Below are 22091 nucleotides of genomic sequence, written 5' to 3' on the forward strand. Positions count from 1 at the left end.
CGGCGGTACGGGAAGAACGGGTCGGTTCGCTCTACTGCATGGAAGAACTGTGTTCGGCCGGGGCGGGTATCGGGACGCGTTCGGCGATCGCGTCGACGACGGCCTGGTGGACCTGGTCAGGTGTGAGTCCGAGGACGTCGACGGTGACCAGACCGGGGTCGTCGGCGGCGAGGTGGCCGTAGGCGTCGTGGACATGGCGCAGGAAGGCGTGCTGCTCGGCGGTGTAGGGCTGGCCCTCACGCTGGGCGGCCCGGGTGATGGCCTCGTCGGCGGGCAGGCGCAGCCACACGGCCACGTCGGCCGGCGGCCCGGACATCGCGGAGACGGACCGCAGCCACCCGATGCCGTCCGCAGGCCGGCCGGGGTGCTTCTGCAGGAGGGTGGCGAGGCTGTACGACTGGATGGTGTGGATGCCGCGGTCCTCGATGACCGTCTGCCCGACGCTGAGGGCCGGGGCTATGTGCGTGGCGACGGTGTTGGTGCGGATCGCGGTGGCGAGCATCGTGTCGGTGACGATGTTGCCGTGCCGGGAGAAGGGGTCCCCGCTGGCGAAGAGGTCCAGGAGCGTGCTGCCCAGGGTGTCCTCGGTGCGGGTCAGGTTGTCGGGCAGGTAGTTGACCGGCACCTGCTCGCGGGTGAGGTGGTCGGCGAGGAGCCGGGACTGCGTGGTCTTCCCGGCGCCGGGAAGACCCTCGAACGCGATCAGCATGCCGGGCTCCCCGCTGTGGCCGCCCACGGGGTGCCCGTGGTGGTGGCCGCGACGATGTCGAGAACGGCGTCGCGCAGGCCGGGCGCCGTCGCGATGGTGGTGAGCGAGTCGGGGGTGTGCGGGCTGCCGTCGGTGTCCATGACGACGGCGCCGGCCTCGCGGGCGAGGACGACGCCCGCGGCCATGTCCCAGTCGTGGTTGCCCAGGGTGATGGTGGCGTCGAGGGTGCCGTCGGCGACGAAGGCCAGATCCACGGCGGCGGACCCGAGCATGCGCACGCGCTGGGCCTTCTCGGCGAGGTGGGCCTGGATGGCGAGGGCGACGCGGTTGCGCTCGGGGCCATCGGGTCCCGTTCCGTAGTCGCCGACGGCGATCATCGCCTCGGGCAGCGTCCTGGTGACGGCGGCGCTGATGCGCTGGCCGTCGCGGAAGGCGCCCAGGCCCTGGGCTGCCCAGTAGCGGCGCCCGATCAGGGGCAGGTGGATGACGCCGAGGACGGGCACGCTGTGGTGGACGAGGGCGAGGGAGATCCCGCACAGCGGCAGGCCGCGGATGAAGTTCGCGGTGCCGTCGACCGGGTCGATGATCCAGTGGGTGTCGGCGTCGGTGTCGCCGCCCTCTTCCTCGCCGACGAATCCGATGCCGGGGGCCCCGTCCAGGAGGGACTTTCGGGCCTCGCGTTCGATGGCGAGATCGACGTTGGTGACCATGTCGCGGTCGCCCTTGGCGGTGATCAGGTCCGGGGTGAGGTCGCGCAGCTGCTGCTCGGCCCGTTCGGTGACCGAGCGGGCGAGGTCGAGCAGCGCCGGGAGTTCGGGGCTCATGCGGTGAGGGCTCCCTTCGGGACGGTTCGGGTGGGCGGGTGCTCGGCCATCAGGTAGGCCAGGGCGGTACGGGTGCAGTCCGGGACGGGGGCGCTGGTGTCCAGGCGCAGCGCGGGGACGGTGATCGGCTCCGCGGAGGCCTTGAGTCGTCGGTAGAGGTCGGGGTCGCGGTTGGCGGCCGGGTGGGTGCCCGCCTGCACGTCTCGGTACAGGCGGGCGGCGGCGACGTCGTCGCGGCAGACGCATTCGATGATGCGCAGCGGCCGGCCGGTCTCCTTGGCCAACCGCTGCACGTCCTCGACCTGGTAGCGGCGTGAGCAGGTGCGCCCGTCGAGGACGACGGCCCCGTCCGGGTGTTCACCGAGGTGCCGTCCGGCCGTCAGGTGCATGACGTGGACGCAGAAGTCGTCCTGTTCCCGGGTGTAGGCGACCAGGTGCGGGCCGAACAGCGCGTCGCGGATCCGGTCCTTGTCGAGCAGCAGGGTCTTCGGACCGAGCGCGCGGGTCAGTTCCCGACCGAGGGTGGTCTTGCCGGTCCCGGGCAGGCCGGCCAGTTGCACGATCACCGGGCGACCTCTTCTCGACCCGGCCCGCAGGCCACCGGCGGCGGGCCGGGAACCAGGTCGGGCAGGCGGCTGTGCAGCACCGCCCATCCTGCGCGGAGCGGCTCCGGAACCGCCGCCGCGGCTTCGTGGGAGGAGTCCGGGGCGGCCAGGGCGAGGCGGGCGGCGTCGGCCAGGCCGGACCAGCGCGGGCGTGCGGCGAGACGGGCGAGAGCGTGCGCCAGCGCGTCCGCCTGGGCGAGCACGGGCAACGCCTCTCCGCCGTCGCCGTCGCCGTCGCCTGCGGCCTCGGTCCGGGCAAGAGCCGCCCGTACGTCCGCCGGGTCGGCGGTGTGGCCCAGACCGGTGGTGATGTCGATGCTCACAGTGGGCGTCAGCGCGTCCCCGGTGGATCGCCGGCGTGTGTGCGCACCGCGGCCCGGCTGGGTGAAGCCGAGTTCAGCCAGCACATCCAGGGCCGCGTCCCGGTCGGCGGCGTCGACCAGGAGGTCGATGTCGGTGAACTGCCGGAGCCCGCCGGGCGGGTACAGGGCGGTGTCGTACGCGAGTCCGTTCAGCACCGCGACGGGCACGCCCCGGCCGGTGAGCGCCCGCACGATTCGGACGGCTTCGTTGCGGTGGAGCTGGTTGTGCAGCGTGTTGGCGCGCGCGATCTGGCCGAGGACGGAGCGCATCGGACGGGAAAGGCTCGCGTCCGGGGGGCCGCTCAGGAGACGGTGGGCCAGCAGGCAGACCAGCTTGGCGTCGATCGCTGCCTCCAGCACCGTGCCGAGCGGGACGGAAGCCGGCGCGGACGGGCGGATGTCCGGGTGGGGATCGCACAGCCACCGCAGGGCCGCTGCGGCCGGCCCGTCTCCCGCGGGCAGCGGCGGCGTCGCGGCGGTGGGCCTGGCGGGGGCGTTCACCCGTGTACCTCCGCTCCAGTGCCGAGGAGGCGGCCGACGGTGTCGGCGAGGGCGGCCGGGTCGGCACCGGCGTGGATCCGGTAGCAGGGCAGTTCGGCCAGGGCGTCGACCACGCGGCTCAGGTTGCCGTCGGTGATGGCCGGGTCGGGTGCGGGCCAGAGCCAGTGGTTGATGTGGGAGCTGGGCCCGCGGCCGGGGTCGGTCATGAACAGGCGTGTGTGCAGCAGCTCGTCGCGGGCCTCGGCGCCCGCGACCGGCTCGGCGCTCACCGTGGTCCGCTCGAGGTCGAGCCGGGGGAAGAGCAGCATGGCCGGGCGGACCGAGCCGAGGACCTGGCCGTCGCCGGACAGCAGCCGGTCGAAGTCCCACGGCTCGATGGGCACCTTGGGCCGGCTCGACCACCGCTGTTCGGCGGGCACTGTGCGCTGGGCTTCGGGGACGAGGCCGGCCAGGTGCGGCAGGGCGGCCAGTGTGCCGATGCCGGCCCGCAGCCGCGCGGGCCACACGTACCCGGCGAGCCCGCCCTCCTCCTCGGCGCGCAGCAGCAGCCGGTCGTTGGTGACGTAGTTGGCGCCGAGGCGGTGGAGGCCGGCGAGCAGGGTGGTGGTCTTGCCGCGGCCGCGGTGTCCGGCGATGACGACGCCGCGCCCGCCCAGGGAGAAGGCCGCGGTGTGCGCGTAGACCGCGCCGTTCTCCAGGAGCTGGGCGGTGATGGCCTGCCGGGGCAGCCGCGCCGCCCAGTGCAGCGCCGCCGCCTCCTTCGCGCAGCGCACGGTGATCGTCGCCTGCTGGGTGTCGGTCACGATCAGGGTGTGCAGCGCCTCCACCCAGAAGGCGCGGCCGCCGGGCCGCGCGAGGACGGCGGCCGTAAGGCGGGGCCCGATCTCGACCGTGGGCGCGTCGGTGAAGCCCTCGACCTCTTCGTACGCCGGGCCGCCGTCGACCAGGAGGTTGATCTGCCAGTGCGCGAAGGCCGGGCCGGTCTGCTCGTAGGCGTACAGGGTGCCCGTGGCGTGGGTGAAGGCGGCCTTCGAGTTGGTGCGCAGGCAGACGCTGGCCTCGGCCTGAGTGAACGTGGTCTCCCAGAGAGGGCCCGGCTGCCGGGCGGGGACCTGGTCGTTGGTGGGGGCCGTCACGGGCGGTCTCCTTCTGGCCGGGGCTGTGCCTGGGGCAGGTGCGTGCGGGCCGCGTCCACCAGCCGGGACATCCGGTCGGCGCAGGCGGAGGTGTGGAGGGCGACGAGGCCCTTGGGGCCGACCGCCTCGCGCAACCACGCCGGCTCGACGGCCCGCACACCGCGCCCCCAGTGGTCGCGGCCGCGCCGGGACCCGGTGAGGGTGAAGCCGGTCCCGGCCCGGATCGCGGTGATCTCCACCGGTGCGCTGGAGCGGTACTTGACCTCGGCGTGCTGGGCGGCGTGCCGGCTGGTGTGCTGCTGCTCGGTGCCGGGCAGGTCGGTGTAGATGTTGAACACGGTGGCGGGGCCGTCCAGGACCGAGGTCTGGTGCCAGGCCCCGAACGGCACGGCGACCAGGTCGCCGGGCTCGCACGCCTCCCAGTTCAGCACCGGGGTGCCGGACGGGTCGTGCCAGGCGGTGATCATCAGCACGCGCCCGGACAGGACCTCGAACACCTCGAGCTGGGCCGGGGTGTTCCAGTGGCCGATCGAGCGGTTGAGTTCGCCGCCGGGCAGCCGGCCGGGCCGATAGACGCAGAGGTCGGCGAACCACTCGGCGCCCAGGGCCCGGGTGGGCGGGAGGATGTCGCGGTGCGCGGTGTAGAGCACCGGGTCACTCCCTCCCTCGCAGGCGGCGCGGGCGGCGCCGGGGTCGGCCAGGTAGCAGGCCGGCGCCCCGTTCGCCGCGGTGGCGAGCAGGTCGGACAGGTGCCGGTCCACTCCGTCGCCCGCGGCGCTCAGGAGGGCCGTGCCCGCGGCGGGGCCGGGGCCGGTGGCCAGGTCAGTCATGGGAAACACTCCGTGAGATCAGCTCTGCGGCGGCCGCGCTGCACGAGGAGACCAGCAGGTCCGGCAGCTCGGCGAGATCGGCGAAGTCGGGGACGTGGGGCCGGGCGGCCTCGCGGCGGGGGTTGTAGTGGATGGCCCGGCATCCGGCGACCAGGGCACCGTCCACATCGGTGAGCAGGTCGTCGCCGACATGGACGACGCGACCGGGCGGCATGACGGCCCGCTCGGCGACGGTGGCGAACACCTCGGGTCGGGGCTTGGCCACTCCCAAGTCGCCGGAGAACAGCAGGTCGTCGAACCGGTCGAGCAGGCCGAGATCGGACAGCAGCAGCCGGTGGACGTCCGACGGCGTGGCCAGGGTGTTGGACGTCAGCACCAGGCGCCCTCCCGCGGCCTTGATCGCGTCTAGGGCCTCGCGCGCCCCGGGGATCGGCTGCGGGCAGGCCCGCAGCACCGCGTGCGTGTGCACGGCGAGCAGCAGCTTCAGCAGATCGGGCGCATCCCGGTCGATGCCGAGCTCGTCGAGCACCGCCCCGACCTGAGCCTCGACGCCGGGCTGCGCTCCGGCCGTCCGCTGCTGGTGCGCCGCCTCGGCCCGGGTGCGGCCCACGATCTCGCTCAGCTGCTCCGGCGCCGGGTGGTGGCCGTAGGCGTGAAGGACGCGGTCGAACTCCGTGATCCGCCAGGCGTCCGCGGCCTTCCGGTCCCCGTGGGTGATGAGGGTGCCCCACAGGTCGAGGCTGACCGTCCACCCCGCCAGGGGCAGCACGGAGCCGGTCACCGGGCATCTCCGTGCGGACACGTGGAGGTGGGCTGGCTGCGGATCCACGCGGCGATCGCGGCCGGGTCGTCGCTGCCGAAGAGCAGCGAACCCGCCACGACGCCGGTGGCACCGGCGGCGACGAGGTCGGGCACCGTGTGCTCGCGGATCCCGCCGTCGGCCAGGAGGGGGATGTCCGTGCCGCGCCGGTCGAGGATCTGGCGGATGACCCGCATGCGGTCCAGGGCCTCGGGGACCATGCCGGTGCCCTTGGTACCCAGCGGGGTGCCCACCATGGTGACGGCGTCGACGGATTCGAGGAGGTCCTCGACGTGCTCGGGGGCCAGGTCCAGGGTGAGCGCGAGGCCGGCCGCCTGGCCTCCGGCACGGATGCGGGTGATCGCCTCCAGCGCTCCGTCGGCTTCGGCGTGGACGGTGATCAGGTTCGCGCCGGCGTCGGCGAACGCCGCGGCCAGCTCGGCCGGACGGTGCGCCATCAGGTGGACGTGGAACGGAACCTCGGTGCGGGGGCGCAGGGTACGGACCAGGTCGGGGAAGAAGATCGCGTCGGGGGTGAAGGAGGTGTCGGAGGCGTCGATGTGGAAGGAGTCGGCGTACGGGCCGATCCGCTCGACCTCGGCGGTCAGCGCGCCCAGGTCGGCGGACCACAAGGAGGCGTCGATGATCGTCCGCTCGCGCGGGCGGTCGGTCAGGAAGGACACAGGGCACTCATCTCGTCGAGGTCGCGGGGACGGGGTGCGGGCAGCGGGGCGCAGAGCCGGCCGGTGATCGCGGCGGCCATCTCGGCGGCCACCTCCGGTGCTTCGCGCAGGTCCACCCGGATGGGCAGGACGCGGGGGTGGTGGGCGTCGAGCACCCGCCGGTAGGCCGCCGAGTAGCGGGGGAGGAACAGCAGGCGCTCGATCGCGGCGGGGTTGCCGCCTCCCCGGCCGCGGGCGATGGCGCGTTCGCGGGCCAGCGGCCAGGGGGTGTTGAGGAAGACGGCCAGGTCGGGGTGGAGGAACCAGGGCGCCACGATGTCGAGCAGACGCTGCAGGGTCTCGTCGGCGGGCGGGTTGGGCTGGGTCTCGGTCAGGACGGTCAGCGCCCAGGCGATCTTGGAGTAGACGCCGTGGTCGATGATGACGACGTCGTGCTCGGCCAGGGCCGGCTCGTAGAACGTTTGGTGCTGGTGGGCTTCGCGGCACAGGCGCAGCAGGACGTCGACGGTGGCGTGGTGGGCGTGTGCGTAGCCGCCGGCGCCGGTGCGGGAGCGCAGGGGCTGGGCTTCGAGGACCTCGGAGAGCCGGCCGATCGTGCCGGGGCGGGGCCCGTAGTGGAGGACGGCCACCGTGAAGCCCGTGGCCCGCAGCTGTTCCCCGGCCAGTTCGGCGGTCGTGGTCTTGCCCGCTCCCCAGACTCCTTCGGTGCTGACCAGGAGCCCGCGCGGGCCGTCGAGCCGCCACACGGGGGCGCGGCCGGCGGACGGGCCGGGCGGGCCGGCCAGTGTGGCGGGGGCGGCATGGTGCGGGGGGCCGACGGCGCTGCCTTGCGTGCCGGGGCGCATCGGGTCTCCTCTCCAGGTGGTTGGGACGGGATGCGGTGGGGTCAGCTGCGGGCGGTCAGGGAGGGCAGCCAGTCGAAGTCGACGGCCGGGTCGCGGGTCGGCTCGTACTCCAGGCCGATCCAGCCGTCGTAGCCGGAGGCGTCGATGCGCGAGAAGAAGTCCGGGTAGTCGAGGACCCCGGAGCCGGGGCGCCCGCGTCCGGGGGTATCCGCGATCTGGAAGTGCACGATGCGCCCGGCGTGGCGCTTCAGCAGGTCGGGGATGTCCTCACCGTTGCGGCCGTGGTGGTACAGGTCGCACAGGAACCCGGTGTTCGACAGGCCAGAGGCGTCGTTCACGCGGTCGGCCATGGCGACCGTCGCGTCGGCGTTGCCGAGCGGGTAGTCGGGGGCCTCCTGGCGGCTGATGGTCTCCAGGACGACCGACGCCCCCACCTGGTGGGCGGCGCGGGCCGCCAGGACCAGGCTCTCCAGGGCAAGCTCGTCCTGGGCGCCGGGGTCGGTGTCCGGCTGCCGGTTGCCGTAGAGGGCGTTCAGGACGCGGCAGCCGGTCCGGTCGGCGAAGGCGACGGTGGTGTCGATGCTGTCGCGGAACTCGGCCGCGCGGCCGGGTACGGACAGCAGCCCGCGGTCACCGGCGCGCATGTCGCCCTCGATGAAGTTCATCGCGACCAGCTGCAGGCCGGCGTCGCTCAGGGCGCGGGCCAGGGCGTCGACGTCGCGGTCGGCCGGAAGGGGGGAGTCGAAGGGCCACCAGATCTCGGCGGCCGTGAATCCGGCGGCGGCCGCGGCAGCGGGGCGCTGAAGGAGCGGCAGGTGGCCGTAGAGCATGGACAGGTTCGCGGCGAAGTTCAGGGTGCCGGTGTTCATCGTGGTCGGTCTCCGTCCGGTGGTTGCACGGCGAGCCGCCGTGCAGGTCTGGGGGAAGGGATGGGCGAGCTTTGCGGTCAGGTCGGGGCGCCGACCGTCTTGAGGGCGGCGAAGAACTCCTCGGCCCGGTGCTCGGGGTAGGTGCCATCGCGCATGGCCCGCAGGTAGTAGCTCTGCACGCGCTCCCACTCCCATGGGTTGGCGGCGAACTCGCCGGTGATCTGGTTGTTGGCCAGGGCGATCCAGCGGCGAAGGCAGCTGGAGCAGCGCCCGCAGTGGACGCGCCGCCCGCTCGGTTCGAAGCAGGAGAGGGTGTCCAGCAGGTCTCGTACGGGCAGGCCGGCCTCGACGTACCAGCGCACGATGTCGGTCTTGGTCATGTCCCAGAAGGGGCTGTCGACCTTGATCGGGCGGCCGGCGAACTCCGAGAGGACTTCGCTCATACGTGCGAAGGCGTCGGGGCTCTTGTCGAGCGTGTGGTCACCCCTGACGCCGACGCACCAGATGGTGTCCGCCTCGTAGTTGGAGGCGAGCATCGCGAAGTAGATGTTGCGGAACGGGATGAGCGGGCGGGTGTCCCAGGCGGACAGGTCCAGCGCGGTGCTGACCGTGAGGTCGATGCCGTACCGCTCGGCGAGCTCACGAACGCACTCCAGCTCGGCTTCGCGGAAGTGGTGGCGGATGTCGAAGTACACCGCGGGCGGTTTGCCCAGGTAGTGCCAGGCCGGGAAGGAGTCCAGGCCGGCGGAGTACAGAAGGATCGACTTGCCCTCGTCGCTCATCGGGTCTTCCCCTTTCAGCCCTGGTCGCGTTCGGACGGGGAGGCCGCGCCCTGTTCGGGCGCCGGGTCGTCTTCGGCCGTCGGGGTGGTTGTGGGGGCGGGGGCCTTCGGCCCCTTCTCCGTCTCCCAGGGGAAGATCACCCAGGTGTCGGTGTGCTCGGCGATGTAGTCGATGCGCTCCTCGGGGGCGGCCGGGCCGGGCCAGTTGGAGCGGTTGACGGTCAGCACCGCCGTGCGCAGCCGCCGGACGCCGAGCGCCTCGACCATCCGGCGGGTGCGCTCCAGCGTCGCTCCGCTGCCGGCGATGTCGTCGACCAGCAGGACGTCCCGCCCGGCCAGATCGCCGAGGGAGGCGGGGTTCTTGGTGGCCGGGGCGCTGGTCTTGGCCGCGTTGACGCCGTCCGTCTCGGTGTGCGTGACCTCGATCGTCCGGACATCGCGGATGCCGAGCTGATGGGCGATCATCACGGCCGGGATCATGCCGCCGCGCATGATCCCGACGACGGTTTCCGGCAGGCCGTCGCCGCTCGTCTGCTCGGCGAGGTCGCGGGTGAACGCCTCGATACCGCTCCAGGCCAGCCGTATGGGCGCCGGTGTGGTGACGGGCGGGATGGTTGTGGTGGTCACGGAAGCTGCTCCTCAGGGTGGACGCCCGGCGTGCTGGGCACGCGGACCTGGTGCCAGGCGGGCAGGAAGCGGTCGACGATCAGGGCCCAGACGCGGTGGACCTCGGGCTGAACGTTGGCGGGGACGGTCATCTCCACCTCGGCCGCGCCGACGGCGCCGGGGAGGTGGTGGGCGGCGAGGGCGTGCCGGCCGCGGTCACGCAGCTGCACGGTCAGCCACACCCCCGGCGCCGTCCCGGGCAGGTCCACGCTGACCCGCAGGGCCTGGCCGGGTACGAGCTCGTTCGGCGTGTGAAGGCGGACAGCCGTGTGGGCGAGCGTGGTGGGACGGTCGGCCACCAGGCCGCAGCGCGAGCAGGCCACGCGGATCCGCTCCACGGCGCCGGGCACGGGCCCGGACCATACGGTCCGTTCGAGCGGGCCGCGGCAGTATCCGCACCGGCCGGCGCCCGTCGGCCCGTGGGCCGGGGTGTGGGCGGCGGTCGCGGCGTCGGTGAACTGGTCGAGCATGCCGAAGCGGGAGCGCTCGCTCATCTCGGACAGGGCCTTGGCCCAGCCGGTGGCGTGCCGGTCGAGCGCATCGGGCAGGCTGGGCAGGGGACCGTACCCGGCGCGCAGCGACTTCTGGACGAGGTACAGCGCGGCGAGGGCGCTCTCCCGAGCGGCTTCGCGATGACGCCGCATCACCTTGAGCCCTTCGACCACGCGGGTCTTGGGGCGATCGGCCGCCATGGCCCAGGCACGCAGGTTGTCCTCGAACAGAGCGCCGGCGTCGAGGGAGGTCAGCCAGCCGGTCAGCTCCGTACGCAGCCCGAGCGCCGCCCCGTGCGCGTCGGCGACGGCCACCAGGTCCTCGGGTTCGTGCCAGATCCCGTCCCGGGTCAGCAGCCCCGGCGGCCCGCCGGGGCCGGGGAGGGCGAGGAAGACCGGGCGCCCGCCGGGCCAGGGGGTGAGGACCGGCGCCGTGCCGGGCGCGGGCGCGAGAGCGAAGGTCTGCTCGGGATCGCCGAGCAGCAGGTATCCGCTTGCCCGCCCTGCGGTGTCGTTGAGGTCGGCGGTGACGGCACCGGCCGGGCGGGCGGCGGCGAGCAGTCGGCCGGTCAGGCGCGGCTCCGCGTTTACGGGCAGGTCCTGGTGCACCATCCCGATCACCGCGGCCGGATGCCCTTCCAGCGCGGCGTGGGCGAGGGACACGCTGGAGGGGTAGTGCTCGTGCGGGTCGAGGATGAGCGCGGTGCACACGAACAGCGCGAGCGTCCGGCACGCCAGGTCACGCAGCAGCAGCGGGGTGAGCGCGCCGCCCGCCCGGCACCGCTCCGGGGTGCAGCCGCCCGGCACCGGCTCGCCCGAGACGGCGAGTTCCCGATCCCCGGTCAGCCCGCACACGCTGTAGGGGCCGAGGAGCGCGTGCGATCCGGAGCCGTGGGCCTCCACCACGGCGGAGCGCCACCGGCCGCCGACGGCGGTGTCCAGGGTGGTGCGCTCGTCGAGGTGGCGCCCGGTGCGGGCGGTTCCGGTGAGCCCGTCGAGCAGTACATCGGTCTCCTCGGGTTGCGGGGTGCGGGCGGCGAGGATCTTGGCGAGCGAGAAGGCGACGCCCGGAAGGTCGATGCCGGTCAGCAGCCCCACGCGGACCGAGCGCTCGGACCAGGTGTGCAGGAGAGGGGTCAGGGCGGCCAGGGAGCATTCGCTGGCCGGGGCGGTGATCAGCACGCTGCCGCCGTCCGGGACCGGCACCGGGCCGGCGCCGCTCAGCTCGTCGACCGGTACGAAGCCGCGGCCCAGGACTCGGGCGGCGCTCCGGGCGAGCGGGCTGGCCGAGCCGACGCCGACCACGAGGCGTTCGCCGGTCGGGCCGGGTGCGGGGGCGAGGGGCAGCTGGGCGCCGTAGAAGGTAGCCACGTTCGCCCAGCGGGCGGCCCGCTGCGGGTCGGCCGGCCGCAGCAGCGCGATCCGCCCGTTGTCCAGGTGCTCGCCCCAGGAGGTGAGGTCGTCGGCCCAGCAGAATCCGTTGGGCAGTTCTGGGTCCGTGACCGGGTCGGGGGTGGTCATCCGCGGTGTTCTCCCTTCGTGTCCGGCGTGGGTGCGGGCAGGGTGATGCCGCATGCGGCGAGGTCGGCGATGAGCCCGGGGACGGAGAGGAAGTCGACCGCGTGCAGCCCGACATGCCGGGCGGCGATGACGTTGGTGTGGTTGTCGTCGGCGAAGAAGATCTCTTCGGCGGCCACGCCCATGGCCTCGATGGCCAGCCGGTAGGCCACCGGGGAGGGCTTGATCACGCCGAGGTCCGCCGAGTTGATCAGCGTGTCGAACGCGTCGAACCCGAGACGGGCCAGATCCGCCTCCAGTCCGCTGGTGTTGTTGGTGAAGATGCCGACGGGGATGCCCTGGGCGCGGACGGCCTTGAGGACGGCCACCGCGTCCTCGTCCAGCTCCCCGGGATCTTGCGCCCACACGTCCACGGCGGCCCCCGCGTCGGGACCGAACTCAGCCACGAGTTCGTCCCGGACGGCCTCCAGCCAGTCCTGGTGGGTGTAGACGCCGTAGTTGGCCAGCGCGAACGCATCCTTGTAGGCGATGCGGCGCAGCGTGCCCGGCGGCAGGCCGACCGCCTTCTCCGCTTCGGCACGGCCGTTGCCGCGGAAGTGCAGAAGGACTCCGCCCAGGTCGAACAGGGCGGCGCCCACGCGCGTGCTCATGACGGCTCCCGGGCGGTGGAAGCCAGCGCGCGGGCGAGGAACGCGGGCGTCGGTTGGGCGGTGAAGTGCGTGAGCAGGATCTCGAGTCCGAAGGTCTCGTTGATGCGGTGCAGGAGCTCCACGCAGGCCAGGGAGTCCCCGCCGCTCGAGAAGAAGTCGGTCGTCGTGGTGGCCGGTTCGGCGCCGGTGGCTTGCCGCCACCACATCCGGACCGTGTCCGGCAGCTCCACGGGCGGGCCGTCCACGGCTGCTGCCGGGGCGATCTCGTCCGGCTCGGCGGCCGGACCGGCGCCGGGGAAGGCCAGGGCGGCGATCGCCTGCACATCGGGTTTGCCGTATCCGGTCAGCGGGAGCGAGGGGTGAAGGTGGATGCGGGCCGGAACGGCCGTCGAGGGAAGCAGGCCGGCCAGGTGCGCGCGCAGTGCCGCCTCGGTGATCTGGCCGCCGGGGACAGCCGCGTGCAGGGTGAGGACGTCCCGGCCCTCGGCCGGCTCGGCGAGCGCCGCTGCCGCGGTCACACCGTCGAGGGCCAGCGCGGCGGCTTCGACTTCCTCCGGCTCCAGGCGCACGCCGCCGAGGTTGAGCTGCCGGTCGATCCGGCCCGCGTACACCAACTGTCCGTCCGGGCGCCGCCAGGCCCGGTCGCCGGTCCGGTACACGCGTACCGCCCGGCCGCTGATCGTGAGCGTGGGGAAGGCGTGGGCCGTACGGTCGGGCAGGCCCGCGTAACCGTCGGCCAGACCGACACCAGCGAGGTGCAGGTGACCGCGCTGCCCGTCGGGCACGGGCTGGTCGTGCTCGTCGAGGAGGAAGTCCTCCACCCCGGGCACCGGCCGACCGAGCGGAGCGGGCTGGTCGTCGGCCGTGATGTGCGGTGCGACGTGGGTGGCGATGGTCGCCTCGGTCGGACCGTACGCGTTGGCGACCTGGTGCCGGCCGATCCAGTAGGCGAAGCGGGCCGGGTCTAGCGCCTCGCCGCCGGCGACGAGCAGCCGCAGGTCGGGCAGCGTCACCTCCGGTAAGGCCGCGAGCATGGTCGGGGTCAGCGTGGCCACGGTGACCTGTTCTGCGGCGAGCCACCGGACCAGTCCGATCCCGGGAACCCGCTGACGGCCCTGGGGCACGCACAGGGTTCCGCCGATGGTCAGGGCCAGCAACGTTTCCCAGAGCACGACATCGACCGAGGCCGCGGCCAACTGAGCGATCCGGTCCTTCGCGGTGATCCGGTACAGATCGGCGAAGGCGGTGATCCGATGGGCCAGTCCGCTGTGGGGGAGCACCACGGGTTTCGGCGCGCCCGTCGAACCGGAGGTGTGCAGAATGCACGCGGTCCGGCCACCAGCAGTCGAGGCGTACTCCGCGCGCGGTCCGGGCAGGTGACCCGCCTCCGCCTCCGGGAAGGTGACGGCCGGTATGTCCTCAGGCCACCAGCTCGGAATCGCCCCGCCGCGGTGGACCAGGAGGTCCGCACTGCCGGCCAGCAGGCGCAGCCGGGCCGGCGGGTGGTCGAGGTTGACCGGCACCGCCGCCGCCCCGGCCCGCCAGATGCCCAGCAGGCATCCCACCCAGTCGGCGCCAGGCGCCAAGCCGATCGCGACCCGCAGCTCTCCGCCGCCACGGGCGGCGGCCGAGACGACGGCGGCCACCCGCCCCGCCCGCTCCCACAGCTCCCCGTAGGTCACCCTCTCGTCCGCCGAGCGCACAGCGCAGGCGTGGCCGCGGGCCTCAACCTGCCCGGCGACCGCGGACAGCACGGATCCTGCCGTAGGGCCTGTCCGCGTCTCAGCGCGCGGCAGGTCGTCTTCCGCAGCCGGTGACGTGGACATCAGCTCACCTCCTTCCTGGTCTGCTTGCCGGTTCGCGTTCAGGCCGCGTTCCACTGGGCCGCGGCGAGGAACTGCTGGTTGAGCACCGGGTCAGTGCCGAACCGGCCTCCGGCGTGCAGCGTGGTGGTGCGGGCGGCCTCCATCCGCACGCCGCGCATGCTCATGCACAGGTGCAGCCCGCGTACGGCGACGGCGACGTCCTTGCGCCCGATCACGCCGGTGAGGTACTCAGCGACCTGCTTGGTGAAGCGTTCCTGGACCTGGAGACGCCCCGCGAAGTGCGCGGCGATACGTCCGAACTTCGACAGGCCAACCACCTCGCCGTCGGGCACATATCCGGCAGTGACCTCCAAGTTCATGGGCAGCATGTGGTGCTCGCAGAGCGCCCACACGCTCATGCCGCCCACGACAACCAGCTGGTCGCTCAGCAGGGGCTCGCTGAAACAGGTGACCGACGTGGCGTCGTCCGGGGACAGGAAGTTGCTCCACCAGGCCGCGACGCGCTCGGGGGTGCCGATGAGCCCCTCGCGGGCGGGATCCTCGCCCAGCGCGATCAGGAGCTGGCGGACCAGGTAGCTGACCCGGGCGGTGTCGATGTCCGCGGCGGGCCGGCCGGGAACGGGGAGGGCGGCGCCCAGAGGGGTCTCGGGGCTGGCCGTGGAGGTCGTCATGGGCTTCTCTCGCTTCCGGGGACTGGGGAACGGAGGGGACGGAACGGGAGATCAGCGGCCTCGTGCGTCTGCGAAGGCGAGCACGTGCAGCCGGGTGGTGAGATGCCAGTGCCGGGCTGCGACCGCGTCCGCGAGAACCCGGGTTGTGGCCGTGATCGCATCGGCGGTGGTGCCCTCGGGCATCACCCATACCGGCGCGAGTTGGTGGGCGTCGGCGAGCTCGGCGACGCGGTCGAGGTCGGCCACCGAGGACGCGACGAACTTGAAAGCTGCTCGCCCGGACGCCACGAACACCTCAAGCACGGCGGGCACCAGGCTCTCCGCCTCGTCCATGCCGAAGCTGGCGATCTTGGGCGAGACATTGAAGCGGACCCCGTCAACTAGCAGCTCCGGCATCGGCGCGATCGTGCCGTTCGTCTCGAACTCCACCCTCTTCCCGGCGGCCAGCAGCGCCTCGACGAGCGGAACCAAGCGGGCCTGTTGGAGCAGCGGCTCGCCGCCAGTGATCACCACCAGCTTCACCGGCGAGGACGTGGCCCAGGCCACGAGGTCCTCCACCGTCCGCTTTGATGACCACTCGCGCAGGTCGAACCGGGACGTGTCCCAGCTCTCCTTCGTGTCACACTTTGCGCAGCTCAGGTTGCACCGGGACAGCCGGATGAACAGGGCAGGATGCCCGCAGCTCGGGCCTTCGCCTTGGAAGGTCGGCACCTCGACACCGAAGCACTCCATGACGATCAGCCGGAGTGCAGCGTCGCCCGCCGTCAGGTCGGCGCCGGTCGGCCCGGCGGCCGTCATCGCCCCTCCACGTCGAAGCGGGCCCAGCTGCTCATCGTCTCGCGGACGAGGACTGCGGCCAGGCGGCCCGGCATCGACGGCTGGAGGTTCTGGATGAACCAGCCGGCGAGGAACTGGGCCAAGCGCTCCGAGGTCGGTTCGAACGGCAGGATCTCGTGCAGGTTTCGGTGGTCCAGTTGGGTGTCCAGAAACTCCTTGAACGGCGCGAGCGCGCCGAAGTCCGTGACGAAGCCGGGCCCCTCCAGAGCGGGGGCGGTCAAGACGACCTCCACCTCGTAGCTGTGGCCGTGCTGGCGCGCGCACTTGTGGTCAGGCGGCAGCCCGGGAAGGCGGTGCCCAGCCTCGAAGTCGAACTTCTTGCCGATGGTGAAGCCACCGGTCGGAAGCGGAACGGAACCGAGGTCCATGATCACCCTTCGTGAGTCGCGTGGTGGGCGGCTCCAGCCGCCAGAGGAATTCCCACAGAGCCAGGTCCAGCAGGGGCGGGCTCTGGCGCACAGGGGCGCCGTGAAGATGGAGCCGAGGTGATGCGCCACAGCGACCGAGAGATCGCCGGGGTGATCGAGTGTCGGCCAACTGTGCGTGCTGCCAAAGAGGTTGGCGGGAGTCCCGCGGGAGTCCCGCCGCCTGCGGCAGTACGCTCAGGCCGTGCCTGCCTGATTGGATTTCGTCGTGGACGAGGATGAGCGCACACCTCACCCGCTGGCCGCGGTTCGCATGGCACGCGGGTTCAACCGTGTGGAGTTCGCCGAGGCGATGCACGGCGCTGCTCGCCGTCGCGGACTTCGCTCCGGCGTCGACAAGGCCCGGGTGCGCAAGTGGGAGGTCAACGGCGTACGGCCCGATGCCGTCTCCCAGACCTACATCGCGGAAGTCCTGGGCATCCCGGCCGGTGACGTCGACCCTGCTGCCTGGCCCGCCTGGCTTCCCCGCGTCGACCAGGGTGTCGTGCCGCTCGGCCCCGCCAACATCGTGCCCGCTCTGCGAGAGGCCCTGCACACCATGGACCGCCGAACCCTCCTCAGCGCCATCCCCGGATCCGCGCTCGTCATCCTGGCCGGAAGCTGGGCCGGCACCCAGCCCGTGGCCCTCGCCGCCGGCCCCTCCCGCCCGGGCGCCGCGGTGGGCGAAGACGTCGTCGCCCTGCTGGAGGAGACCAGCGCCCGCCTCAACACACTGGCCACCGAGCAGCGCCAGCACATCGCGCCGCTCTACGACGCCCACCTCGCCCGCGTCACCGACCTGATCGAAGGGCAGCGCTATACGCGCCTCCTGGGCGTACGCCTGCACAAGCTCGCCGCGAGCCTCTCCCAGACGGTCGCCTGGATCCGCTTCGACCATGGCCAGCATGGCGCCGCCAGCCGGTACTGGATCGCCGGGTTGCACAACGCTCACGCCGGCAACGACCGGGACATGGGCGCGGCCCTCCTCAGCGACCTCGCCTACCAGGCCTCCTGGCGGGATGACCCCACCACCGCCGCCGGCATCCTCACCAAGGCCCTCAGCCGCACCACCCACCCCGCCGCCGGCTCGCTGCTGCACCTGCGACTGGCACGCGCCCAAGCCGCGCTCGGCGAACGCAGCGCCACCCTGCGCTCCCTGAACGCGGCAGAACGCCTGCTCAACGCCGGGGACACAGACGACACCCCCGCTTGGTGCTCGTGGATGTCGACCGCCGACCTCGCGGTCGACTCTGGCCGCTGCCTGCTCGACCTCGGTGACACCACACAGGCGCACCGCCTCATCGCCGAGGGCCAAGCGCTCCTGCCGGCCAGCCGCGACAAGACGCGCGGGGTTTTCCTTGCGTACCGGGCGCAGGGCCATCTCAGCCGTCGCGAACCCGAAGCAGCAGCCGCCGACGCCCTCGAAGCGCTCCACCTGGCCGAACGGATCGGGGCCCCGCGATGCGTTCAGCTCGTCCGCGATCTCGCCCCCGCCTTCACCCCCTACCGCACGGCGCAGGGCGTGCCTGAACTGCTGCACGCCGTCGCGTAACCCGGGCCGGCCCCGCAGGGCCGCCCAGATGCGCACGGCATCGGGCACGGTGTCCACCGACAGGTAGCCGCCGTGGCGGCTGCTGCCGGCGGGCACCGCAAGGAGTGCGGCGCCGTCCACCTTCACACCAACCGCGCCGTCCGAGGTCCGGGTCGGCGAGGCGTTCCCAGAACCAGGCGTAGTCCGCAGCGCACTCTTCGGGTGAGGGGCGGCAGAGCGGAGCGGCGATGTGCGCCAGCGGGAAGCGGGGCATAGAAGGCGCGGGCCTCGCATCGTAGACATCGGTCACGCCGCCCGGATGAGCGGGTGGTTGAGGATTTCGGTGAGGGTGTCCCGGTCCAGGCGCACCACGACCGTGTGGTGGTCGGACAGGCCCTTCATGTCGACGACCTCGACCTCGCGGACGGCGGGCAAGAGCTGCTGGCTGGCGTAGATCCGGTCGATGCGCGCGTCCGGGCCGTGGGTGTCGCAGGCGTCGACCGTGGGCGCGACCGCGCTGGTGTCACCCGTGGCCGCGACGAGGTGCCGGGCGACGTCCTGGAGGCCGGCGGTGCGCAGGGTGTCGTCCGGGCGGTCGTCCATCCGGCGCACGCCGTCCGGCCCGAGGTAGGAACGGTGCGCCTGGTGGGGTTCGTCGCGGATCTCCTCCAGGACGGGCAGGGCGGGGTCTCCCGGAGTGCCGACGGCGGGGTAGCTGTTGTTGTCGCCGCCGAGCAGCGCAGGGTAGTGGACGTACCGGTCGCCGTCCTTCACCCACTTGTCATTCCACTTGGTCAGCCACTCGGCCTCCGCCAGGCGCGTCGTGGTGGAGCAGTAGTTGAGGTGGTAGGAGCCGACGATCAGCGGGGTGGCGTCGGGGGCCGTTCCGGCGAGCTGGAAGCTGCACACGGTCGGCGGGAGCGCCCACACGGGACCGGTATTCGGGTACTCGCTGACCGGGATGAAGAGTTTCGGTTCGTGGTAGATGGCGGTGCAGCACTCGCGGCCGATGGAACCGACCATACCCAGCACGGCTTCGGCCGCGTCCGCGAGCGCGTTGCCGTTGTCGTGGGCGCCCCACATCTCCTGCCGCAGGAGCAGGTGCAGGTCGAGCGAGGCCAGGCGGTCGTGCATGCGCTGCCACAGGTCGCGGTCGCCGCCGCCGTTGTTCTCGAAATTGCAGATCGCCGCGTTGATGAGCACGAAGGTCTCCCCGGAGGTAGAGGTGTCAGCGGGTGGGCGTGAGGGCTCGGCGGAGGACGTCGAGGTCGAACCGAGCGAGAAGCAGGGCGTGGTCGGAGAGCGCTCGCACGTCGTCGTTCGCCAGGACCTCGAAGGCGGTCAGGGCCGGCGCGAGGTCGGGGGTGCAGTACATGCGGTCAATGCGCTGGGCGGGCCCTTGGTCGGTGCGCTTCAGGCTCGCCGTAGCCGCGAGCGCGCCGGGCTGGCCGAGGGCCGTGGCGGCGTGCAGGCCGAGGTCGGTGAAGACCGGGTTGCCGCCGGAGAGGATCTCGTCCGGTCGAGTGTCCGAGACACGTCGGCTGGCGCGCTCGATGGTGCGGTGCTGGGAGTGCACGCGGTCCTCGACCTTGTCCCAGTCCGGGAGCGCCACGGATTCCAGGTCCGTGCGGTGCGGGTAGCTGTTGGCGTCCATCCCGACCAGGGCGCTGCGGGAGTTGTCGGCGAGGGTGGTGAGCCGCCGCGCCTCGGTCGCGCGCAGGTCCGGGTCGAAGTGGCACAGGTGCGCCGAGGCGAGGTCGATCGGCTTCGCGCAGCCCTTGAGGCGGACGCGGGGATTGCAGATCGGCTTCCACGGCATGTCGTGCTCGAACTCGCCGTCGACGAAGAAAAGGTTGGGGTCGACCATCACGCCGACCGGGTTACGGCTGCGTCCTTCCCGCGGGGCGGCCATGAACGGCGTGAGGCCGCCGAGCCGATTGGCCTCGGCGTACAGGTCCGCCTTTCCTCGGTCCCACGCGCCGGTCAGCTCCTGGCGCAGCACGACGTGCGGTTTGATGGAGACGAGGATGTCGCGGGCCAGTTCGCGATGGTCTTCCCCTCCATGCCGACCGCGGCCGTTGTGCTCGACGTTCCAGCACACGATGCGGATTTCGTTGTCGAAGGTGGGCTCTGCAAGGGACAAGAGGGCATCTCCTTGGGCGGGTTGGGGCTCAGACCGACTCGGGCTGGGGTGGTGGCGCGGTCACGCCGCGCGTGCGTCGGGTGCAGGTGCGGGCCCCACCGCAGCGGGGGCGGATAAGGATGCGATTGGCCCGTGCCGCTCACGCAAACGGCGGGCCTGTTCGGTGTACGGCGGCAGGCCCGCGTCGGCCCGGCGGGCGTCGAGCTGGGCGGGATCGGTGATCGGGTGCGGTTCGAGGAGCCCGTCGGGGCGGTACCAATGCTGGGTTCCGTACAGCTGCGCCTGCCCGCTGTTGACGAGCATCCGATCCCGCACGTGGGCCCACTGGGCAGGCGTCGCCTCGCCTTGCTGCGCCGCTTCGTGCAAGGCGGCGAGGAACCGGCTCTGAAGCTGGCGGTCCTGATCGGCGTGAACAGCAATGGCCACTGCGGCCTGGCATCCGTTCTCACCGACCTGGGACCGCCCTGGCCAGCCGTACCGGACCACGATCTCCCCTAGGAAGAGGGCGTTGTCGGCGTCTGCCTTCCGGGCCGCCGCGAACACGTCCGCAGGCGTGGCGGACCGGCGGTGGGCGGGCGTGCGCCACGACTCCCTGGCGATCTCGGCCCGCGTGGTTAGGTCGCGGCCGATGGCGGGCCAGTTGGGCGGGCTGCCGGGCGTAGTCATCGTGATGCGTCTGCCTCTCGATTGGTCCGGCTGGTCAGATGTCGGTCTCGGCGCGCACCAGCCACAGCCCGCCCGACCGAGCGGCAATCCAATGCAGCTGGGCTTCGTAGATCCGGTCGATGGGGGATACCGAAGTGCGGCTGACGGCGATGACGCCGCGGACGGGCGAGGCCGGGTCGGCGAGGAGGCGCAGCGCACGGGCGTAGCCGCGCCGCAGGGTGGGGTCGTCGCCGTCCCCGTGGCCGTCGAGCGTGTCGACGATCCGGTCGGCGACGGTGAAGGAGTGCCGGGCGGCGTGTCCCTGGGCGGCGGCGAGGTCGTCGTGCGGGTCCAGGTCTGCACGGGTGAGGGCATACAGGACCACGTGCGGCGGCCCGTCGACTTGCCGCAGTGCGGCCTGGTTGATGGCGGTCCTCTGCCGAGCGAGAGCCTGCGCTCCTGCGGGGCGCCACGGCGGCACGGGTGCGGGGCGCTGGCTGCGGGCCCGAGGGGTGAGGGTCCGGACACCGTCGGGCGGCCGCTGGCGCGGGTCGGCAGCGGCAGCGGCAGACAGGGTGGGTGCATGGGTGTTCATCGGGCGCTCACCTCCGGCAAGGGGAGTGCGTCGTCAGCAGCGGAGATCGCCACGGTGGGAGCGGGGCGCGGCTCGGCGCGCAGTCGCAGAGGCGTGATGCGTTCGCCGTCGGCGCGGCGGACAGGCGGCAGGTCCTCCCATCCAAGATCACGGAGCAGGGCCAGCAACGTCGCGCGGGTCTGGGAGTCACTTGGGATCTCCCACCAGACCCACTCCAAGCCGTGCTGTGCCGCGTGGTCGGCGAGCCACAGCGTGAGCAGTCGCGCCGCCTGGTCGTCGTGTCCCGGCACCGGCGGGACCAGGGACACCCAGATCCCGGGGCCCGAGCAGCCGTGGCTCCAGTGCGGTAGAGCCGCGCCGGGGTGCACGACGAGACATCCGGCGAGTTCGCCGTCGTCGTAGAGGCCGGTGACGGTGGCCTGCGACCGGATGAGGGCGACCAGCGGATCAGCAGGATGGTCGATGCCTTGCTCGGCGAGTCTGCGGGTGGTCTCCTGGGCGAGTGCCGCGGCCTCGGCTCTTGCCGCGCCGGTGCGGACCGGAAGCATCGCGTACGCCGGTTTGCCGACGGTGGCCATCACGCTGCTCCTGCCGTGGCCGCGGCCGCGGCGGGCACGGGCTGGCTGCGGAGGCGGGGCGGGGCAGTGTCTGTGAGGATGCCCCAGGCGCGGGCCAGGCCGACGAGGTGGACCGCGTTGTGGGCGCCCGCCTTGGCTACGACGGCGTCGATCTCCGCGCGCGCGTCGTCTGCGCGCACTCCAATCGCACCACCGATGTCGCTGTTGAGCGTGTGCTCGGCGACCGCGCGGATGACCTGCCGGTCGTGCTCGGTGAATTCCGGTGCCGGCCCGGTGGTGGAGGGCGGCGGCACTTCCCGAGCCGTGAGCAGGGCATGGGTGAGGACGGCGCGCGAGGAGTTCGGGACGTCGAGCTTGCGGCGGGCAGCGGCGAGGTGGCTGGCCACCGTGAACACGGTCAAGTTGACCTGGCGAGCTATCAGTTGGTTGGAGGCTCCGTAGACGAGTCGTGCGGCGACGCGCTGCTGGTCGTGAGTGAGGAGGGCGGGCGAGGGCGGGGTGTCGGTGGTGGTCATCGGCGGTCCTGAGACAGGGGGAGGGCGGGTGGGTTGTCGAAGGGGGCGGCGCGTACCGGGGCGAGGGCTCCCCGGCA

25 protein-coding genes and 1 pseudogene are annotated in these 22091 nt (G+C 72.7%); 1 reads left to right on the forward strand and 25 read right to left on the reverse strand.

Going from position 1 to position 22091, the window contains the following annotated elements; all coding sequences use genetic code 11:
* Nucleotides 1-31: 31 nt before the first annotated feature.
* The 18 genes from JEQ17_RS48985 to JEQ17_RS49070 all read right to left on the reverse strand — a co-directional run bounded on the left by JEQ17_RS48985 (nt 32) and on the right by JEQ17_RS49070 (nt 15971).
* Nucleotides 32-709, reverse strand: a complete 678-nt coding sequence (locus JEQ17_RS48985) for a dTMP kinase (RefSeq protein WP_200402229.1) — start codon at nt 707-709, stop codon at nt 32-34.
* Nucleotides 703-1533: an inositol monophosphatase family protein gene (locus JEQ17_RS48990; RefSeq protein WP_200402230.1), complete on the reverse strand. Its 831-nt coding sequence runs from the start codon at nt 1531-1533 to the stop codon at nt 703-705. The genes JEQ17_RS48985 and JEQ17_RS48990 overlap by 7 nt, the downstream gene beginning before the upstream one ends.
* On the reverse strand, nt 1530-2099 hold the full coding sequence (locus JEQ17_RS48995) for an AAA family ATPase (protein WP_200402231.1): 570 nt from the start codon (nt 2097-2099) through the stop codon (nt 1530-1532). The genes JEQ17_RS48990 and JEQ17_RS48995 overlap by 4 nt, the downstream gene beginning before the upstream one ends.
* Complete coding sequence (locus JEQ17_RS49000; RefSeq protein ID WP_200402232.1) at nt 2096-3001, reverse strand: nucleotidyltransferase family protein; 906 nt, start codon at nt 2999-3001, stop codon at nt 2096-2098. The genes JEQ17_RS48995 and JEQ17_RS49000 overlap by 4 nt, the downstream gene beginning before the upstream one ends.
* The gene (locus JEQ17_RS49005; RefSeq protein ID WP_200402233.1) at nt 2998-4137 is read right to left on the reverse strand and encodes a hypothetical protein; all 1140 of its coding nucleotides are present in this window, start codon (nt 4135-4137) and stop codon (nt 2998-3000) included. Before JEQ17_RS49005 ends, JEQ17_RS49000 begins: the two co-directional genes overlap by 4 nt.
* Nucleotides 4134-4967: a cupin domain-containing protein gene (locus tag JEQ17_RS49010; RefSeq protein WP_200402234.1), complete on the reverse strand. Its 834-nt coding sequence runs from the start codon at nt 4965-4967 to the stop codon at nt 4134-4136. The genes JEQ17_RS49005 and JEQ17_RS49010 overlap by 4 nt, the downstream gene beginning before the upstream one ends.
* Nucleotides 4960-5748 carry an HAD family hydrolase gene (locus tag JEQ17_RS49015; protein ID WP_234048891.1) on the reverse strand — a complete coding sequence of 263 codons (789 nt, stop codon included), beginning with the start codon at nt 5746-5748 and terminating at the stop codon, nt 4960-4962. Before JEQ17_RS49015 ends, JEQ17_RS49010 begins: the two co-directional genes overlap by 8 nt.
* Nucleotides 5745-6449: a ribulose-phosphate 3-epimerase gene (locus JEQ17_RS49020; RefSeq protein WP_200402235.1), complete on the reverse strand. Its 705-nt coding sequence runs from the start codon at nt 6447-6449 to the stop codon at nt 5745-5747. The genes JEQ17_RS49015 and JEQ17_RS49020 overlap by 4 nt, the downstream gene beginning before the upstream one ends.
* Nucleotides 6437-7294: a nucleoside/nucleotide kinase family protein gene (locus JEQ17_RS49025; RefSeq protein ID WP_200402236.1), complete on the reverse strand. Its 858-nt coding sequence runs from the start codon at nt 7292-7294 to the stop codon at nt 6437-6439. The genes JEQ17_RS49020 and JEQ17_RS49025 overlap by 13 nt, the downstream gene beginning before the upstream one ends.
* 41 nt (nt 7295-7335) lie before the next feature.
* A complete protein-coding gene (locus JEQ17_RS49030) occupies nt 7336-8163 on the reverse strand; it encodes a hydroxypyruvate isomerase family protein (RefSeq protein ID WP_200402237.1) in 828 nt (275 codons plus the stop codon).
* 77 nt (nt 8164-8240) lie between these two features.
* Entirely contained in the window at nt 8241-8945 is a 705-nt protein-coding gene (locus JEQ17_RS49035; RefSeq protein ID WP_200402238.1) for a 7-cyano-7-deazaguanine synthase, read from the reverse strand.
* Between the two features lie 14 nt (nt 8946-8959).
* Entirely contained in the window at nt 8960-9571 is a 612-nt protein-coding gene (locus JEQ17_RS49040; RefSeq protein ID WP_200402239.1) for a phosphoribosyltransferase, read from the reverse strand.
* Entirely contained in the window at nt 9568-11622 is a 2055-nt protein-coding gene (locus JEQ17_RS49045; RefSeq protein ID WP_200402240.1) for a hypothetical protein, read from the reverse strand. Before JEQ17_RS49045 ends, JEQ17_RS49040 begins: the two co-directional genes overlap by 4 nt.
* Nucleotides 11619-12269, reverse strand: a complete 651-nt coding sequence (locus JEQ17_RS49050) for an HAD family hydrolase (RefSeq protein ID WP_200402241.1) — start codon at nt 12267-12269, stop codon at nt 11619-11621. Before JEQ17_RS49050 ends, JEQ17_RS49045 begins: the two co-directional genes overlap by 4 nt.
* Entirely contained in the window at nt 12266-14095 is a 1830-nt protein-coding gene (locus JEQ17_RS49055; protein ID WP_200402242.1) for a non-ribosomal peptide synthetase, read from the reverse strand. Before JEQ17_RS49055 ends, JEQ17_RS49050 begins: the two co-directional genes overlap by 4 nt.
* 38 nt (nt 14096-14133) lie before the next feature.
* On the reverse strand, nt 14134-14766 hold the full coding sequence (folE, locus tag JEQ17_RS49060) for a GTP cyclohydrolase I (protein WP_200402243.1): 633 nt from the start codon (nt 14764-14766) through the stop codon (nt 14134-14136).
* Between the two features lie 51 nt (nt 14767-14817).
* Nucleotides 14818-15564: a 7-carboxy-7-deazaguanine synthase QueE gene (locus tag JEQ17_RS49065; RefSeq protein WP_200402244.1), complete on the reverse strand. Its 747-nt coding sequence runs from the start codon at nt 15562-15564 to the stop codon at nt 14818-14820.
* Complete coding sequence (locus JEQ17_RS49070; protein WP_200402245.1) at nt 15561-15971, reverse strand: 6-pyruvoyl trahydropterin synthase family protein; 411 nt, start codon at nt 15969-15971, stop codon at nt 15561-15563. Before JEQ17_RS49070 ends, JEQ17_RS49065 begins: the two co-directional genes overlap by 4 nt.
* A gap of 265 nt (nt 15972-16236) precedes the next feature.
* Between JEQ17_RS49070 and JEQ17_RS49075 the strand changes: the two genes are divergently transcribed.
* The gene (locus JEQ17_RS49075) at nt 16237-17559 is read left to right on the forward strand and encodes an XRE family transcriptional regulator (RefSeq protein ID WP_234048892.1); all 1323 of its coding nucleotides are present in this window, start codon (nt 16237-16239) and stop codon (nt 17557-17559) included.
* Between the two features lie 51 nt (nt 17560-17610).
* Here the strand turns inward: JEQ17_RS49075 and JEQ17_RS51005 are convergent.
* From JEQ17_RS51005 to JEQ17_RS49105, 7 genes and pseudogenes are all read right to left on the reverse strand, one after another.
* Nucleotides 17611-17841 (reverse strand): annotated as a pseudogene (locus JEQ17_RS51005) (DUF6302 family protein); the annotation flags it as partial.
* A 3-nt stretch (nt 17842-17844) separates the two neighbouring features.
* Nucleotides 17845-18741: an endonuclease/exonuclease/phosphatase family protein gene (locus JEQ17_RS49080; protein WP_200402246.1), complete on the reverse strand. Its 897-nt coding sequence runs from the start codon at nt 18739-18741 to the stop codon at nt 17845-17847.
* Between the two features lie 25 nt (nt 18742-18766).
* Nucleotides 18767-19681, reverse strand: a complete 915-nt coding sequence (locus tag JEQ17_RS49085) for an endonuclease/exonuclease/phosphatase family protein (protein WP_234048893.1) — start codon at nt 19679-19681, stop codon at nt 18767-18769.
* A gap of 60 nt (nt 19682-19741) precedes the next feature.
* Nucleotides 19742-20347, reverse strand: a complete 606-nt coding sequence (locus JEQ17_RS51010) for a DUF6624 domain-containing protein (protein WP_407700182.1) — start codon at nt 20345-20347, stop codon at nt 19742-19744.
* Nucleotides 20348-20381: 34 nt separating this feature from the next.
* Nucleotides 20382-20921, reverse strand: a complete 540-nt coding sequence (locus tag JEQ17_RS49095) for a hypothetical protein (RefSeq protein WP_200402248.1) — start codon at nt 20919-20921, stop codon at nt 20382-20384.
* Nucleotides 20918-21499 carry a hypothetical protein gene (locus JEQ17_RS49100; protein ID WP_200402249.1) on the reverse strand — a complete coding sequence of 194 codons (582 nt, stop codon included), beginning with the start codon at nt 21497-21499 and terminating at the stop codon, nt 20918-20920. Before JEQ17_RS49100 ends, JEQ17_RS49095 begins: the two co-directional genes overlap by 4 nt.
* Nucleotides 21499-22014 (reverse strand): LuxR C-terminal-related transcriptional regulator, encoded by a 516-nt coding sequence (locus tag JEQ17_RS49105; RefSeq protein WP_200402250.1) that lies wholly within the window; start codon nt 22012-22014, stop codon nt 21499-21501. The genes JEQ17_RS49100 and JEQ17_RS49105 overlap by 1 nt, the downstream gene beginning before the upstream one ends.
* Between the last annotated feature and the right edge of the window lie 77 nt (nt 22015-22091).

Origin of the sequence: Streptomyces liliifuscus (assembly GCF_016598615.1) — a bacterium.
Classification (GTDB): domain Bacteria; phylum Actinomycetota; class Actinomycetes; order Streptomycetales; family Streptomycetaceae; genus Streptomyces; species Streptomyces liliifuscus.

Coding starts and splice junctions, on each gene's coding strand:
- JEQ17_RS51010 (WP_407700182.1), bottom strand. CDS start 20,347: ATGACTACGCCCGGCAGCCCGCCCAACTGGCCCGCCATCGGCCGCGAC.
- JEQ17_RS48985 (WP_200402229.1), bottom strand. CDS start 709: ATGCTGATCGCGTTCGAGGGTCTTCCCGGCGCCGGGAAGACCACGCAG.
- JEQ17_RS49025 (WP_200402236.1), bottom strand. CDS start 7,294: ATGCGCCCCGGCACGCAAGGCAGCGCCGTCGGCCCCCCGCACCATGCC.
- JEQ17_RS49050 (WP_200402241.1), bottom strand. CDS start 12,269: ATGAGCACGCGCGTGGGCGCCGCCCTGTTCGACCTGGGCGGAGTCCTT.
- JEQ17_RS49070 (WP_200402245.1), bottom strand. CDS start 15,971: ATGGACCTCGGTTCCGTTCCGCTTCCGACCGGTGGCTTCACCATCGGC.
- JEQ17_RS49095 (WP_200402248.1), bottom strand. CDS start 20,921: ATGAACACCCATGCACCCACCCTGTCTGCCGCTGCCGCTGCCGACCCG.
- folE (WP_200402243.1), bottom strand. CDS start 14,766: ATGACGACCTCCACGGCCAGCCCCGAGACCCCTCTGGGCGCCGCCCTC.
- JEQ17_RS49100 (WP_200402249.1), bottom strand. CDS start 21,499: ATGGCCACCGTCGGCAAACCGGCGTACGCGATGCTTCCGGTCCGCACC.
- JEQ17_RS49035 (WP_200402238.1), bottom strand. CDS start 8,945: ATGAGCGACGAGGGCAAGTCGATCCTTCTGTACTCCGCCGGCCTGGAC.
- JEQ17_RS49105 (WP_200402250.1), bottom strand. CDS start 22,014: ATGACCACCACCGACACCCCGCCCTCGCCCGCCCTCCTCACTCACGAC.
- JEQ17_RS49055 (WP_200402242.1), bottom strand. CDS start 14,095: ATGTCCACGTCACCGGCTGCGGAAGACGACCTGCCGCGCGCTGAGACG.
- JEQ17_RS49065 (WP_200402244.1), bottom strand. CDS start 15,564: ATGACGGCCGCCGGGCCGACCGGCGCCGACCTGACGGCGGGCGACGCT.
- JEQ17_RS49045 (WP_200402240.1), bottom strand. CDS start 11,622: ATGACCACCCCCGACCCGGTCACGGACCCAGAACTGCCCAACGGATTC.
- JEQ17_RS49010 (WP_200402234.1), bottom strand. CDS start 4,967: ATGACTGACCTGGCCACCGGCCCCGGCCCCGCCGCGGGCACGGCCCTC.
- JEQ17_RS48990 (WP_200402230.1), bottom strand. CDS start 1,533: ATGAGCCCCGAACTCCCGGCGCTGCTCGACCTCGCCCGCTCGGTCACC.
- JEQ17_RS49030 (WP_200402237.1), bottom strand. CDS start 8,163: ATGAACACCGGCACCCTGAACTTCGCCGCGAACCTGTCCATGCTCTAC.